8 protein-coding genes are annotated in these 14,543 nt (G+C 72.7%); 5 read left to right on the top strand and 3 right to left on the bottom strand.

Annotation, left to right across the window (positions count from 1 at the left end):
• Nucleotides 1–30: 30 nt before the first annotated feature.
• Genes A4V12_RS21490 through A4V12_RS21480 form a run of 3 tightly spaced genes read right to left on the bottom strand, consistent with a single transcriptional unit; the run spans nucleotide 31 to nucleotide 5,187 of the window.
• On the bottom strand, nucleotides 31–1,518 hold the full coding sequence (locus A4V12_RS21490; protein ID WP_064071038.1) for a hypothetical protein: 1,488 nt from the start codon (nucleotides 1,516–1,518) through the stop codon (nucleotides 31–33).
• Entirely contained in the window at nucleotides 1,518–3,092 is a 1,575-nt protein-coding gene (gene pelF, locus A4V12_RS21485; protein WP_079137230.1) for a GT4 family glycosyltransferase PelF, read from the bottom strand. The genes A4V12_RS21490 and pelF overlap by 1 nt, the downstream gene beginning before the upstream one ends.
• Before the next feature lie 40 nt (nucleotides 3,093–3,132).
• Nucleotides 3,133–5,187, bottom strand: coding sequence for a hypothetical protein (locus A4V12_RS21480; protein ID WP_064071037.1), 2,055 nt, complete (start codon nucleotides 5,185–5,187; stop codon nucleotides 3,133–3,135).
• Nucleotides 5,188–5,492: 305 nt separating this feature from the next.
• Here A4V12_RS21480 and A4V12_RS21475 point away from each other — a divergent pair, with 305 nt between their 5' ends.
• The 5 genes from A4V12_RS21475 (at nucleotide 5,493) to aceE (ending at nucleotide 14,498) form a co-directional block, all read left to right on the top strand.
• Nucleotides 5,493–7,028 carry a leucyl aminopeptidase gene (locus A4V12_RS21475; RefSeq protein ID WP_064071036.1) on the top strand — a complete coding sequence of 512 codons (1,536 nt, stop codon included), beginning with the start codon at nucleotides 5,493–5,495 and terminating at the stop codon, nucleotides 7,026–7,028.
• Nucleotides 7,029–7,318: 290 nt separating this feature from the next.
• Nucleotides 7,319–8,707 (top strand): dihydrolipoyl dehydrogenase, encoded by a 1,389-nt coding sequence (lpdA, locus tag A4V12_RS21470; RefSeq protein WP_064071035.1) that lies wholly within the window; start codon nucleotides 7,319–7,321, stop codon nucleotides 8,705–8,707.
• A gap of 58 nt (nucleotides 8,708–8,765) precedes the next feature.
• Nucleotides 8,766–10,604 carry a 2-oxoglutarate dehydrogenase, E2 component, dihydrolipoamide succinyltransferase gene (gene sucB, locus A4V12_RS21465; RefSeq protein ID WP_064071034.1) on the top strand — a complete coding sequence of 613 codons (1,839 nt, stop codon included), beginning with the start codon at nucleotides 8,766–8,768 and terminating at the stop codon, nucleotides 10,602–10,604.
• Nucleotides 10,605–10,782: 178 nt separating this feature from the next.
• Nucleotides 10,783–11,406 carry a GntR family transcriptional regulator gene (locus A4V12_RS21460; protein WP_064071033.1) on the top strand — a complete coding sequence of 208 codons (624 nt, stop codon included), beginning with the start codon at nucleotides 10,783–10,785 and terminating at the stop codon, nucleotides 11,404–11,406.
• Between the two features lie 401 nt (nucleotides 11,407–11,807).
• Nucleotides 11,808–14,498, top strand: a complete 2,691-nt coding sequence (aceE, locus tag A4V12_RS21455) for a pyruvate dehydrogenase (acetyl-transferring), homodimeric type (protein ID WP_064071032.1) — start codon at nucleotides 11,808–11,810, stop codon at nucleotides 14,496–14,498.
• Nucleotides 14,499–14,543 lie beyond the last annotated feature (45 nt).

Here is a 14,543-nt window from a genome sequence, read left to right as displayed (position 1 = left end):
TCCTTCGTGTGTCTCCGTCTCCGTACGCGTCTACGTACGGTGTGCGGTCGCCCGCCCGAGCAGGACGGCCCCGACCACGGCCAGCACCGCGGCGGCCGACCCGGCGACGCCCGCGCCCACCAGCCTCGGGTCGCCCGTCCCCGTGGCCAGCGCCACCGTCTGCGCCGCTGCCGCCGCCCCGCAGACCACCGCCGCGGTGAGCACCGCGCCGAAGGACTGGAGCAGCAGCGCCGCCCACAGCACCGTACCGATCAGGAGCAGCGACGCGAGCCGGGTGCCGCCGATGTCCGGGGCGCCGGGCCAGAGCAGGGTGCCGGTCACCGCGAGGGCCAGCAGCACCGCCAGGTAGACGGTGAGGCACAGCGACAGTGTGACGGCCGTGGTCCGGCGGAAGGCGCGGGCGCTGGTGGAGGCGCGCAGTCCGGCGAGGCTCTCGCTGCGGAACCGGTGCAGGAGCCACTCGGCGGGCCCCATGGACAGGGTGAGCGCCACGGCGGTCGGCCCGGCCACGGAGGCGCCGGCGCCCTCGGCCACGACGTCGCCGATCGCGGCGTACAGGACGAGCCCGCCCGTGCCGAGCCCGAACAGCCCGTACGGGACGGACGCGGCGAGCCGGGGCGCGGCCCTCCCCGCCGGTGCCCGCTCCCCGGCCGGTGCCCGCTCCCCGGCCGGCGCGGTCCACGGCAGCAGTTCGCGCGCCGCGAGGCCGACCGCCAGGGCCAGCGAGGTGCCGAGCAGGGCCGCCCGCGCCGGGTCGGGCAGCCCGAGCCAGTGGGCGGCGGGGGTGCCGGCGATCAGCGGGGCCAGCGCCCCGAGCAGCGCCTTCTCCCGGTCGAGGACGAGCAGCACGGTCGCGGCGGCCAGGTACACCGCCTGGCCCGCGGCGAACACGGCGCCGCCCCACTCCCCCGGTCCGGCCGCCGCGGCCGCGAAGGCGACCAGGGCGCCGACGAGGGCACCGGCCGGGGCGCCGCGCAGGAGGGTCCGCGCGGCCGCCGCCCGGTCGCCGAGACCGAGCCACGAGTAGGCGCGGTGGGACAGGGCCTGGTTCCACACCCAGCCGGTGACCGCACCGGCCAGCAGCGGCACCGTGCCGGCGGGGAGGCCGGGCGCGGCGGCCGGGCCGGCCAGCAGCGGGGCGCCCAGCACGTAGGCGAGGCCGGGCAGGGCGAAGACGAGACCGCGCAGCAGGCACCCGCCGAGGCCGGTGTGCCAGGGGTCGGCGGGCGGGCCGTCCGGTTCGGGGTAGCGCCGCTCCACGCGCGCGTAGAGGTCCTCGGCCAGGGCGAAGGAGTTCTCCCGCCCGTAGGTGAGCCTTATGTGGTCGTCCGTCATGCCGTCGGACTCCAGGACGGCGGCTATCTCGTCGGGGTGGACGGCGGCCGCTATCACCTCCTCCAGGCGGGTGGTCAGCTCGTCGATGGGGTCGGCGGCCGCCCAGCTGGGCCGGGGCCTGGGTACCGCGGGCAGGGTGTCGAGCCCGGCGGACTCGGCCTTCAGCCACAGGGAGCCGCTCATCAGGCCGCCTCCTCCGTGACGAACCCGTCCTCGGGGTGCAGGCCGTCCCCGCCGAGCAGGTCGTCCTCGGCGGCGCGTGCGCGCCAGGGGTCGGCGATCCGCAGTTGCAGGGTCCAGTCGCGGACGTCCTCGGCCGGCTGCTCCGGTTCGGGGTGTCCGGCCAGTTCCCGGTAGATGCGGCGGAAGCCGTCGACGGAGCGGCGCAGGGTGAACAGGTCGACCACCCGCTGCCGGGCCCGCCGGCCGAGCTCGGCCCGCCGTTCGTCGTCCCGCAGCAGGGTCAGCACGGCCTCGGCCATCACCGCCGGTTCGCGGGGCGGCACCACGAGCCCGGTGTCGCCGACGGCCTCGCGCACCCCGCCGACGTCGGTGGAGACGGTGGCGCGCCCGCAGGACATGGCCTCGATCAGGGAGAAGGGGAACCCCTCGCTGATGGAGGAGAGCATCACCAGGTGGCCGGCCGCGTAGGCGCTCGCCACGTCGGAGACCCGGCCCTCGTAGGTGATGCCGTCGGTGACGCCCAGTTCGGCGGCGAGCTTCTCCAGCTTCGTCCGGTAGTCCTCGTTGCCGGCCGGGACGGGGCCGAACAACCGCAGCCGCAGCTCCGGGAGTTCGGCGCGGGCGATGGCGTACGCCCTGATGAGCGTCTCCAGGTCCTTGATGGGGTCGACGCGGCCGCACCAGCTGAGGGTGGGCACGTCCGGCTCGGGTCCGGCGAGGGGGAAGGCGTGCGGGTCGACGCCGTTGTAGACGGTGCGGATGCGGTCGGCGGGGGCGCCGCCGCGCTCCTCCCAGCGCCGGTTGTACTGGTTGCAGGGGGTGATGAGGTCGGCCTTGCGGTAGCCGAGGGTGTTGAGCTCCCGGTAGAAGCCGAGCATCAGGGCCTTGACCGGCCACCGCTGGGCGGCGCTGCGGTAGCCGAGGTAGCGCTCCCGCAGGTAGATGCCGTGTTCGGTGAGGAGGAACGGTACGCCGTCGAAGTGCTGGGCGGCGAGCGCGGGGAGCGTGGCCAGCCCGCTGGAGACGGCGTGGGCGACGCTGTCGGCGGGGATGCGGGCGGCGAGCGGGCGCAGGGCGTGTTCGAGGAGGTCGGTGGCGGTGAGGGCGTCGTGGACGGTGGGGCGGGCGGCCGCGGTCTCCAGGTGCGGCATCGTCCATATCCACATCAGGGAGCGCAGCACGGACTCGGAGCGCAGGGCCGAGGAGAGCCGGCCGCGCCGGGCGAGCGACGCGAGGGCGTACAGGCTCTCGCCGAAGTCGCAGCCCGCCGACGGGTCGAGCACCGACAGCAGGAAGCGCTCGTAGGTGTCGGTGAAGCGGCGCCGTTCCCGCCCGATGAGGGGCCGGCCGCGCCCTTGGGCCGGGCCCCACAGCGGGAAACTGGTGTGCCGGTAGAGGTTGGGCGGAAGTTCCCAGGTGACCGGTTCGCGGCCGCTGCCGGTCAGCGCCAGGACGTGGAAGTCGACCTCGGGCATGCCCCGGACGAGCTGGTCGCACCAGGTGCTGACGCCCCCGTGGACGTGCGGATAGGTGCCTTCGGTGAGCATGGTGACATGGCGTCCGCTGCTCGGCATCGGTGTCCCCCCGGATGTGAACGTGGTCGTGCGTCGGGCGTCAGGTGGTGGGCAGCGTGAGGGTGATCGCGGACTGGAGTGCCTCGGGCGCGGTCCACGCCGAGCGGGCGCCGGCGTAGGCGGTGCCGAACGCCGCGGTGCCGAGCAGCAGGTTCTTCCTGGTCCCCTCGGGCGCGGTGACGGGGGCGGTCACCCCGGCCGGTGCCTTGACGGTGACGGTGTTGCCGATGCGGTACGCGGTGACCCTGCCCTCGGCGAGGGCCTTGTCCCAGGCGGCGCGGCGGGACAGTTCCGTACCGGCGTCGCGGTGGCGGGGGTTGACGATCGGGGTGTTGTCGGCGAACAGGCCGCGGTAGTCGGCGAGGATCCGGTCCAGCACCGGGTACAGGAGGCGTTCCTCCGCCATGTTGGACTGGTGGACGTAGTGCGGGCGGGGGTCGTTGCCCAGGACGTGCCCGAGGGCGATACGGGCCTCCTGCGGGACGATGTACGAGGCGTAGCCGGTGTTCACGTCGAGGGGCTCGTCGAGGCAGGTGGAGGCGGGGTTGGTCTCGCAGACCCCGCTGCCGCCGTCCTCGCGGGAGGCGTAGACCCAGTTGTACTCGTCGGCCATCTCGGCGGCGGTGCCCACGTTGTAGTACACGTTCATCGGGTGGCGCGGGACGGTCCTGGCGGCTCCGACGGGCCGCTGCTGGGGTTCGCGGGAGTTGTCGGAGGCGATCCACTTGACGCCGGTGTCGGCGAGGGCGCCGGCGAGGTTGGGGTTGTCGGCGGGCTGCTGCGGGAGGGTCCTGAGGCCGGAGTGCTCGCCGGTGACCAGTTCGGCGCGGTCCACGGCGATGCCCCGGTTCACCGCCCAGGTGTGGTTGTTGCGGATCTGGGCGGCGATCTCGGCGCGGCTCATGTAGCGGGTGTTGCCGTACGCGTCCTTGGCGCAGCTCCACGGGACGGTGGAGGTGTCCTGGACGCAGCCGAGGAAGGGGTGCGTGTAGGTGTGGTTGACCCAGCGGTACTGGGCGCGGTCGGCGACCAGTTGGGCGGTGAGCGGGTCGCTGCCGCCGTTCTCGGCCTTCCACTCCTCGCCGGAGCCCGCGTTGTACACCATGTCGAGGGTGAAGCCGGCGGAGCGCTGCCACTGGGCGGCGTACTGGGCGTCGGCGGCGGTCATCCGGATCGGCGGGGTGGAGTCGCCGCCCCCGCCGACGCAGTCGATGTCGCCGGGCGTGCAGTTGCGTTCGGTGTCCCAGCGGGCGTCGGGGGCGAAGACGTCGTCGACGTGGACGGAGAGGTAGTTGCGGTTCTGTCCGAGGTGGACGCCGCCGGTCAGCCACTCCACGATGCCGCGGGCCAGGGCGCGGAACTGCCGCTGGTGCTGGTTGTAGGCGAAGGTGACGACCAGCTCGCGCCGGCCGTCGTGGGCGTACTGCCCGACGAGGCTGGCGCGCCCGCCGCCCTCGACGGGGATGTCGAGGTAGCTGGTGTAGCCCTCGCGGGGGCGGCCCGCGTAGCCGTAACTCTCCGCGATGTCGGGGGCGTTGTCCTCGAAGGTGAGCGGTCCGTCGAGGTAGCGGAAGGGGCCGGACCGGCCGGCGGCGGTGACGTCGGTGCGGACGCCGTCGAGGACGCCGGAGCGGCCGCCCTCGCTGGTGTAGTCGAGGCCGACGCCGGGGTGGGCCCACGTGTAGGCGTCGACCTGGGGCACGGCGTACTTCTGCTCGTACGCGGTGAGGGCGGCGCGCTCCGCCGCCGCCAGGCCCTGCGGCGCCTCGTCGGGCAGGACGACGCCCTGGTACTTGGCGCGCGGGCGCCCGTCGACGGTGTCGGCGAGGAACGCGGCGTCGATGACGGGGCGGGCGGGGTCGGTGAGGCGGACGGTGCGGTAGGGGGTGCCGGATCCCTTGAGTTCGGAGGTGATCGCCCCGACCGCGCCGCCCCCGTCGTCCACGACGAGTACCGTCAGGTCGACGCGCGGCGCGAGTTCGGCCGCCGCGGCCGGACCGGCGGGGACGACCGTCGCCAGCAGGGCCGTGGCCAGGACGGTCGCGGCCGGCAGGGTTCCCGCCGTTCTGGCGCGCCGGAGTCCGGACGTGTGCATGTGAATTCCCCCCTCGTGGGTCCTCCGTGGGCGGGCGGCCGCCCGGAGGATCTGTGGAGATGATGCAAAGGGGTACGTTGCTCCCTTGCACGATTGCAGGGAGTGTGACGCAGCTCTCAGCGGTTGACGCAGCAAACGTTGAGGAGACGCCACGGATGAGTGAATTGGCGCTGCCGTGAGCGAAACGGGACAGCACGCGTAGGCTCGTTCACGGTGTGCACCGGGCTCCACTTACGATGCGGCAGGACCCGGTCGTCCCACCCCTCGACCGCCTCAGAACTCAATGGAAGCGAGATTTCACCACCGTGACTGCTCTCACTCTCAGCACCGCCGGCGCGGCGACCCTGCGCGCCGACGTCCTCGTCGTCGGCGTCGCCAGGAGCCCGAAGGGCGGCAAGGGGCTCGTGGTCGCACCGGGCGCCGAGGCCGTGGACAAGGCGTTCGACGGAAAGCTCGCCACCGTCCTGGAGACCCTCGGCGCCTCGGGCTCCGAGGGTGAGGTGACCAAGGTGCCCTCGCCGTCCGGCCTGAAGGCCCCGGTCGTCCTCGCGGTGGGACTGGGCACGGCCCCCGAGAAGGACGAGACGTACGACGCCGAGGCGCTGCGCCGCGCCGCCGGCGTGGCCGCCCGCGCGCTGAGCGGCGTCAAGAAGGCCGCGTTCGCCCTGCCGATCGAGGCGGTCGAGGACGCCGAGGCCGTCGCGGAGGGCGCGCTGCTGGGCGCGTACGCCTTCACCGCGTACCAGTCCGCGAAGGACGGCCGCGGGGCGAAGGACGCCAAGGGCCCGCTGGGCGAGGTGGCCCTGCTGGGCGCCAAGCCGCGCGACAAGGCGTACAAGGCCGGGGCCGAGCGCGCCGTCGCGCTGGCCGAGGAGATCAACCGCGCCCGCGACCTGATCAACACCCCGCCCAACGACCTGTACCCCGAGTCCTTCGCCGCCATCGCGACCGCGGCCGGCAAGGAGCACGGCATCAAGGTGCAGGTCCTCGACGAGAAGGCCCTCGTCAAGGGCGGGTACGGCGGCATCCTCGGCGTCGGCCAGGGCTCGGAGCACGCTCCGCGCCTGGTGAAGCTCGCCTACACGCACCCGAAGGCGGAGAAGACCCTCGCCCTGGTCGGCAAGGGCATCACCTACGACTCGGGCGGCATCTCGCTGAAGCCGGCCGGTCACAACGAGACGATGAAGTGCGACATGAGCGGCGCCGCCGCCGTGTTCGCCGCCGTCGTCACGGCCGCCCGCCTCGGCCTGCCGGTGAACGTCACCGGCTGGCTGGCGCTCGCCGAGAACATGCCGTCCGGCTCGGCCGTCCGCCCCGGCGACGTGCTGCGCATGTACAGCGGCAAGACCGTCGAGGTGCTGAACACCGACGCGGAGGGCCGCCTGGTCCTGGCCGACGCCCTGACCCGGGCGTCCGAGGAGAACCCCGACGCGATCGTCGACGTGGCGACGCTGACCGGCGCCATGGTGCTGGCGCTGGGCAACCGCACCTTCGGCATCATGGCGAACGACGACGCCTTCCGTACCGCGATCCACGAGATCGCGGAGGAGGTCGGCGAGCAGTCCTGGCCGATGCCGCTCCCGGCCGACCTGCGCAAGGGCATGGACTCCTCGACCGCCGACATCGCCAACATGGGCGAGCGCATGGGCGGCGGCCTGGTGGCCGGCCTGTTCCTGAAGGAGTTCGTGGGCGAGGGCATCACCTGGGCCCACCTGGACATCGCCGGCCCGGCCTTCAACGAGGGCGGCCCGTTCGGCTACACCCCGAAGGGCGGCACCGGCTCGGCCGTCCGCACCCTGGTGAAGCTGGCGGAGCGCACCGCCGCGGGCGACCTCGGCTGACACCCGCGGTGACCGCGCGGTCACCCCGACGGCCCCGGGTGGACGCACCCGGGGCCGTCGTGTGCCCGGGATCACCCCCGGCCGCGGGCCGGTGCCCTCTTCGGCGCCCCGGAGGGGGGCCGGGCCCCAAGAAGAACGGCCCCGCGTCCCGCGTCCCGGCAACAAGTGCGAAGATGGGTTCTCGGCAGGACAGGGCCCCCACCACAGGGCCGAAGAATCAGCGGCCGAACACCAGCCGCCGCCCGGTCGTGGACGACCGGCGACCGGCGCACATGCATGGAGGACGTGACGTGGCGAACGACGCCAGCACCGTTTTCGACCTAGTGATCCTCGGCGGTGGCAGTGGCGGGTACGCCGCGGCCCTGCGGGGTGCGCAGCTGGGCCTGGACGTCGCACTGATCGAGAAGAACAAGCTCGGCGGCACCTGCCTGCACAACGGCTGCATCCCCACCAAGGCGCTGCTCCACGCCGGTGAGGTCGCGGACCAGGCCCGTGAGGCCGACCAGTTCGGCGTGCTCGCCTCCTTCGAGGGCATCGACATCAAGGCCGTCCACAAGTACAAGGACGACGTGATCTCGGGCCTGTACAAGGGCCTGCAGGGTCTGGTCGCCTCCCGCAAGGTGACCTACATCGAGGGCGAGGGCCGGCTGTCGTCCCCCACCTCGGTGGACGTGAACGGCCGGCGGGTCGAGGGACGCCACGTCCTCCTCGCCACCGGTTCCGTGCCGAAGTCGCTCCCCGGCCTGGAGATCGACGGCAACCGCATCATCTCCTCGGACCACGCCCTGACCCTGGACCGGGTCCCGGAGTCCGCGATCATCCTGGGCGGCGGTGTCATCGGCGTCGAGTTCGCCTCCGCGTGGAAGTCGTTCGGCACGGACGTCACGATCATCGAGGGCCTGAAGCACCTGGTCCCGGTCGAGGACGAGAACAGCTCGAAGCTTCTGGAGCGCGCGTTCCGCAAGCGCGGCATCAAGTTCAACCTCGGTACGTTCTTCCAGAGCGCCGAGTACACCGACACCGGGGTCAAGGTCACCCTGGCGGACGGCAAGACCTTCGAGGCGGAGGTGCTGCTCGTCGCCATCGGCCGCGGCCCGGTCTCGGCCGGCCTCGGCTACGAGGAGCAGGGCGTCGCGATGGACCGCGGCTACGTCCTGGTCGACGAGTACATGCGCACCAACGTGCCGACGATCTCGGCCGTGGGCGACCTCGTCCCGACCCTCCAGCTCGCGCACGTCGGTTTCGCCGAGGGCATCCTGGTGGCGGAGCGGCTGGCCGGTCTGAAGACCGTTCCGATCGACTACGACGGCGTGCCGCGGGTGACGTACTGCCACCCCGAGGTCGCCTCCGTCGGCATCACCGAGGCCAAGGCCAAGGAGATCTACGGCGCGGACAAGGTCGTCGCCCTGAAGTACAACCTCGCGGGCAACGGCAAGAGCAAGATCCTCAAGACCGCGGGCGAGATCAAGCTCGTCCAGGTCAAGGACGGTGCCGTGGTCGGCGTCCACATGGTCGGTGACCGCATGGGCGAGCAGGTCGGCGAAGCGCAGCTGATCTACAACTGGGAGGCGCTGCCGGCCGAGGTCGCGCAGCTGATCCACGCCCACCCGACGCAGAACGAGGCGCTCGGCGAGGCCCACCTGGCCCTGGCCGGCAAGCCCCTCCACTCCCACGACTGACGCCTTCAGTCCGGGCGCGACGACCACTTTCCGCAATTCGTTAGGAGCAACCGAAACCATGTCGGTTTCCGTAACCCTGCCGGCGCTCGGCGAGAGCGTCACCGAGGGCACTGTCACCCGCTGGCTGAAGGCCGAGGGCGAGCGCGTCGAGGCCGACGAGCCGCTGCTGGAGGTGTCGACGGACAAGGTCGACACCGAGATCCCCGCCCCCGCCTCCGGCGTCCTGGCCTCCATCAAGGTCGCCGAGGACGAGACGGTGGAGGTCGGCGCCGAGCTGGCCGTCATCGACGACGGCTCGGGCGCCCCGGCCGCCGAGGCCGCCCCGGCGCAGGAGTCCGCGCCGGCGCAGGAGGCCGCGCCGACGCAGGAGGCCCCGGCCCCCGAGGCCCCGCAGGCCGCCCCGTCCACGGAGGCCGAGGCGCCCGCCCCGGCCCCGACGGCCGAGGCCGCCGCCGGCGGCGGTTCGGCCGAGGGCACCGACGTCGTGCTGCCCGCGCTGGGCGAGTCGGTCACCGAGGGCACCGTCACCCGCTGGCTGAAGGAGGTCGGCGAGGAGGTCACGGAGGACGAGCCGCTGCTCGAGGTCTCCACGGACAAGGTCGACACCGAGATCCCGGCGCCGGCTTCCGGCGTGCTGCTGGAGATCGTGGTCGCCGAGGACGAGACCGCCGAGGTCGGCGCCAAGCTGGCCGTCATCGGCGCCCCGGGTGCCGCTCCGGCCGCCGCGCAGGCCCCGGCCGCCCCGGCGCCGGCGCCCGCCGCCGAGGCTCCCGCTCCGGCCGCTCCGGCTCCCGCCCCGGCCGCCCCCGCGGCCCCGGCTCCCGCCCCCGCGGCTCCCGCTCCCGCTCCGGCTCCGGCCCAGGCCGCCCCCGCGGCTCCGGCGCAGCCCGCGCCCGCCGCCCCGGCGCCCGCTCCGGCCGCGCCGGTCGCCCCGGCCGCCCCGCAGGCCTCCGCCCCGGCGGAGGACGGCGCCTACGTGACCCCGCTGGTCCGCAAGCTCGCCGCCGAGAACGGCGTCGACCTGGCGTCGGTCAAGGGCACCGGCGTCGGTGGCCGCATCCGCAAGCAGGACGTCGTCGCCGCCGCCGAGGCCGCGAAGGCCGCCGCCGCTGCCCCGGCTCCCGCCGCGGCCGCCCCGGCCGCCGCCAAGGCCCCGGCTCTGGAGGCGTCCCCGCTGCGCGGCCAGACGGTCAAGATGACCCGGATGCGCAAGGTCATCGGCGACAACATGATGAAGGCCCTGCACTCGCAGGCCCAGCTGACCTCGGTCGTCGAGGTCGACATCACCAAGCTGATGAAGCTGCGGGGCCGCGCGAAGGACGCGTTCGCCGCCCGCGAGGGCGTCAAGCTGTCCCCGATGCCGTTCTTCGTCAAGGCGGCGGCCCAGGCGCTGAAGGCCCACCCGGTCATCAACGCCCGGATCAACGAGGACGAGGGCACGATCACGTACTTCGACTCGGAGAACATCGGCATCGCCGTGGACGCCGAGAAGGGTCTGATGACCCCGGTCATCAAGGGCGCGGGCGACCTGAACATCGCCGGCATCGCCAAGAAGACCGCGGAGCTGGCCGGCAAGGCCCGTGGCGGCGGCCTCACCCCGGACGACATGTCCGGCGCCACCTTCACGATCAGCAACACCGGCTCGCGCGGCGCGCTGTTCGACACGGTCATCGTGCCGCCGAACCAGGTCGCCATCCTGGGCATCGGCGCCACCGTCAAGCGCCCGGTGGTCATCAACCACCCGGACCTGGGCGAGACCATCGCGGTCCGCGACATGACGTACCTGTCGCTCTCCTACGACCACCGTCTGGTGGACGGCGCCGACGCGGCCCGTTACCTGACGGCCGTCAAGGCGATCCTGGAGGCGGGCGAGTTCGAGGTCGACCTCGGCCTGTAGTCCCCAGCATCGAGGCGTACGACGGCGGCGCCCCCGGTCCGGAGCTTCTCCGGACCGGGGGCGCCGCCGTCGTGTTCACGGCACGACGGCGTGACCGGTGTCTCCCGCCCGGGGCCGCCGTACGGCCTGACCGGGCGGAATAATGGCGAACGACCGCCGCAGCCGCGAAGGAGCCCCCATGACCCCGCCCGTCGTCCACTCGCTGCGCGAGCAGATCCGCGAGCACATCGTGGAGGGCATCGTCAGCGGCCGCTGGAAGCCGGGCGAGCGGATCGTGGAGCGGCGCATCGCCACCGAGCTGGCGGTCAGCCAGACGCCCGTGCGGGAGGCCCTGCGGGAGCTGGAGAGCCTCCGGTTGATCGAGTCGGCACCCAACAAAGGCGTCCGGGTGCGCAACCTCACGGCGGCGGACCTGGAGGAGAGCTACCCGGTGCGGGCCGGCCTGGAGCAGATCGCCGCCGAGCTGGCGGCGGACCGGCTGGGCGAGGACTGCTCGGCCCTGGAGCCCCACGTGGCGGCCCTGTACGAGGCGGACGCGCGGGCGGACGGCACGGCGCAGGTGCGGCACACCGTGGGCTTCCACCGGGAGCTGGTGCGGGCCGCGCGCAACAGCGTGCTGCTGCACACCTGGGAGGGCCTCGGCATCGAGGTCTTCACGGCACTGTCGATCCGCTGGCTCGGCACCGTACAGAAGTCGTACGCGGAGGAGCACGAGGAACTGGTGCAGGCGTTCCGCCGCCGCGACCCCCGGATCGGGGTCCTGGTGAAGGAACACGTGCTCGGCTGCGCTCCGCGCGCCTAGCTTCGCGCCGGGCGAGTGAGGTGAAGGGGCGCGCGGGCGCTGAAAGGGAGAACGCGCGGAGGTTCCGAGGAACGAGGGACCGAGCACGATCGACCGTCGGCGCACGCTGAAGCGTCCCCGGAGGCGAACCGAGCCTCAAAGAAAGGGGGCGCGCGCCTCCCGCTCATCGGGCGCCGCGCGCGCTCATTCGCTGCGGTCACCTGCGAAAACAAGGCACCGGGTGCCCATTTTCGTGGCACCGAATGCCGACTTTGGCTCTGGAGCGAAGATTTTTCGCTCAACGCTTTGATCGATCATCGATCACGGTCGTACAGTCGTCCGCGGACTTCAACAGAGGTCCCCTCGCCCTGTCCTGCCAAGACCAAGGGCTCCAACCCCTTCGACTCCGGAAGGCGGCGACTATGACCGACCCCACCCGCATCCAGCCGAGCGAGCTCGACCAGCTGCCGGACCGCGACCCCGAGGAGACCGCCGAGTGGCAGGCGTCCCTCGACGCCGTCGCGAAGGCCGCCGGGCCGCACCGCGCCGCGTACCTGATGCGACGCACCCTGGAGCGCGCCGAGGGCGCCGGTCTCGCGCTGCCCAAGCTGCTCGAAACCGACTACGTCAACACCATCCCCACCGCCGCCGAGGCCGGCTCCGGCTTCGACGGCGACGAGGAGATGGAGGCGCGGATCACCGCCTGGAACCGCTGGAACGCGGCGGCCATGGTCTCCCGCGGCTCCAAGTACGGCGTCGGCGGCCACATCGCCACCTTCGCCTCCGCCGCCTGGCTCTACGAGACCGGCTTCAACCACTTCTTCCGCGGCAAGGAGCAGGACGGCTCCGGCGACCAGCTCTACATCCAGGGCCACGCCTCCCCCGGCATCTACGCCCGCGCCTTCCTCGACGGACGGCTGAACGCGCAGCACCTGGACAACTTCCGCCAGGAGTCCGGCGGCAACGGCCTGCCGTCCTACCCGCACCCCCGCCGCCTGCCCTGGCTGTGGGAGTTCCCGACGGTGTCGATGGGCCTCGGCCCGCTCTCCGCGATCTACCAGGCGCGGTTCAACCGCTACCTGACCAACCGCAACATCAAGGACGTCTCGAACTCCCACGTGTGGGCGTTCCTCGGCGACGGCGAGATGGACGAGCCCGAGTCGACGGCGGCCCTCGCGCTCGCCGCCCGTGAGGAGCTGGACAACCTCACCTTCGTCATCAACTGCAACCTCCAGCGCCTCGACGGCCCGGTCCGCGCCAACTTCAAGATCGTGCAGGAGCTGGAGGCCCAGTTCCGCGGCGCCGGCTGGAACGTCGTGAAGTCGCTGTGGGGCAACGCCTGGGACGAGCTGTTCCAGCTCGACACCACGGGCGCGCTGGTACGCCGGCTGCGCGAGGTACCGGACGCGCAGATCCAGACGTACCAGACCCGCGACGCGGCCTACATCCGCGAGGACTTCTTCGGTAAGGACCCCGCCCTCGTCGAGATGGCGAAGCTGCTCTCCGACGACAAGATCATCGAGTGCTTCCAGTACTCCCGCGGCGGCCACGAGCCGCGCAAGGTCTACGCCGCGTACAAGGCCGCCCTGGAGCACAAGGGCGCCCCGACGGTGATCCTCGCGCAGACGGTGAAGGGCTTCACCCTCGGCAAGGGCTTCGAGTCCAAGAACGCCAACCACCAGATGAAGAAGCTCTCGGTGGACGAGTTCAAGGGCATGCGGGACCTGCTGGGCCTGCCCATCGCCGACTCCGCCTTCGTCGACGGCCAGGTGCCCTACGGCCACCCCGGCGCCGACTCCCCCGAGGTCCGCTACCTCCAGGAGCGCCGCGCGGCCCTCGGCGGCCCCGCCCCGGCGCGCCGCATGCACGCCCTGGACCCGCTGCCGGCCCCGGCCGACAAGACGTTCGCCGCGTTCGACAAGGGCTCCGGCCAGCAGTCGGTCGCCACGACCATGGCCTTCGTCCGGCTCATGAAGGACCTGATCCGCGACAAGCAGACCGGCAGGCGCTGGGTGCCGATCGTCCCGGACGAGGCCCGCACCTTCGGCATGGAGTCGCTGTTCCCGTCGCTCGGCATCTACTCGCCGAAGGGCCAGACGTACGAGCCGGTCGACCGCGACCAGCTGATGTACTACCGCGAGGCCAAGGACGGCCAGATCCTCAACGAGGGCATCACCGAGGCCGGCTCCATGGCCGACTTCATCGCCGCGTCGACCGCGTACTCCACGCACGGCGAGCCGATGATCCCGTTCTACATCTTCTACTCGATGTTCGGCTGGCAGCGCACGGCCGACCAGATGTGGCAGCTCGGCGACCAGCTCGGCCGCGGCTTCCTCGTCGGCGCCACCGCCGGCCGCACCACGCTGACCGGTGAGGGCCTCCAGCACGCCGACGGCCACTCCCCCGTCATCGCGGCGACCAACCCGGCGGCGCTGACGTACGACCCGGCGTTCGCGTACGAGGTCGCGGTCATCGTCAAGGACGGTCTGCGCCGGATGTACGGCGAGGCGGCCCCGGGCGAGGACCCGAACGTCTTCTACTACCTGACCGTCTACAACGAGCCGATGCCGCAGCCGGCCAAGCCCGAGGGCGTGGACGAGGGCATCCTCAAGGGCCTATACCGGTTCAAGGAGGGCACCCCCGTCACGGCGGACGCCCCCCGCCTCCAGCTCCTGTCCTCCGGCACCGCGATCCACTGGGTGCTGAAGGCCCAGGAGATGCTGGCCGCCGAGTGGGGCGTGACCGCCGACGTGTGGTCCGCCACCTCGTGGACCGAGCTGCGGCGCGACGCGCTGGAGGCCGACGCGGCACTGCTGCGCGGCGAGGAGCGGGTGCCGTACGTCCGCCAGGCGCTGGCCGACGCCCCCGGCCCGGTGCTGGCGGTCAGCGACTACATGCGCCAGGTCCCGGACCAGATCGCGCAGTGGGTCGAGCAGGACTACAGCTCGCTCGGCGCCGACGGCTTCGGCCTGTCGGACACGCGGGAGGCGGCCCGCCGCCACTTCGGCGTGGACGCCGAGTCGATCGTGGTCGCGGCGCTGGCCCAGCTGGCCAAGCGCGGCGAGGTGCCGGCCTCCCAGGTGAAGGAAGCCCGCGAGCGCTACGGCCTGTAAGGACCGTCGCACGAGGCCCCCGCTCCGGCGGGGGCTTCTTGCATG

This window comes from Streptomyces noursei (genome assembly GCF_001646665.1).
GTDB classification, from domain to species: domain Bacteria; phylum Actinomycetota; class Actinomycetes; order Streptomycetales; family Streptomycetaceae; genus Streptomyces; species Streptomyces lavendulocolor.
The sequence above is the reverse complement of the archived record's forward strand: the minus strand, read 5'-3'. Positions and strand labels throughout refer to the sequence as shown.

Excerpts from the sequence above, each read along its gene's own strand:
- A4V12_RS21490 (WP_064071038.1), bottom strand. The coding sequence starts at position 1,518 with ATGAGCGGCTCCCTGTGGCTGAAGGCCGAGTCCGCCGGGCTCGACACC.
- pelF (WP_079137230.1), bottom strand. The coding sequence starts at position 3,092 with ATGCCGAGCAGCGGACGCCATGTCACCATGCTCACCGAAGGCACCTAT.
- A4V12_RS21480 (WP_064071037.1), bottom strand. The coding sequence starts at position 5,187 with ATGCACACGTCCGGACTCCGGCGCGCCAGAACGGCGGGAACCCTGCCG.
- sucB (WP_064071034.1), top strand. The coding sequence starts at position 8,766 with ATGTCGGTTTCCGTAACCCTGCCGGCGCTCGGCGAGAGCGTCACCGAG.
- A4V12_RS21460 (WP_064071033.1), top strand. The coding sequence starts at position 10,783 with ATGACCCCGCCCGTCGTCCACTCGCTGCGCGAGCAGATCCGCGAGCAC.
- aceE (WP_064071032.1), top strand. The coding sequence starts at position 11,808 with ATGACCGACCCCACCCGCATCCAGCCGAGCGAGCTCGACCAGCTGCCG.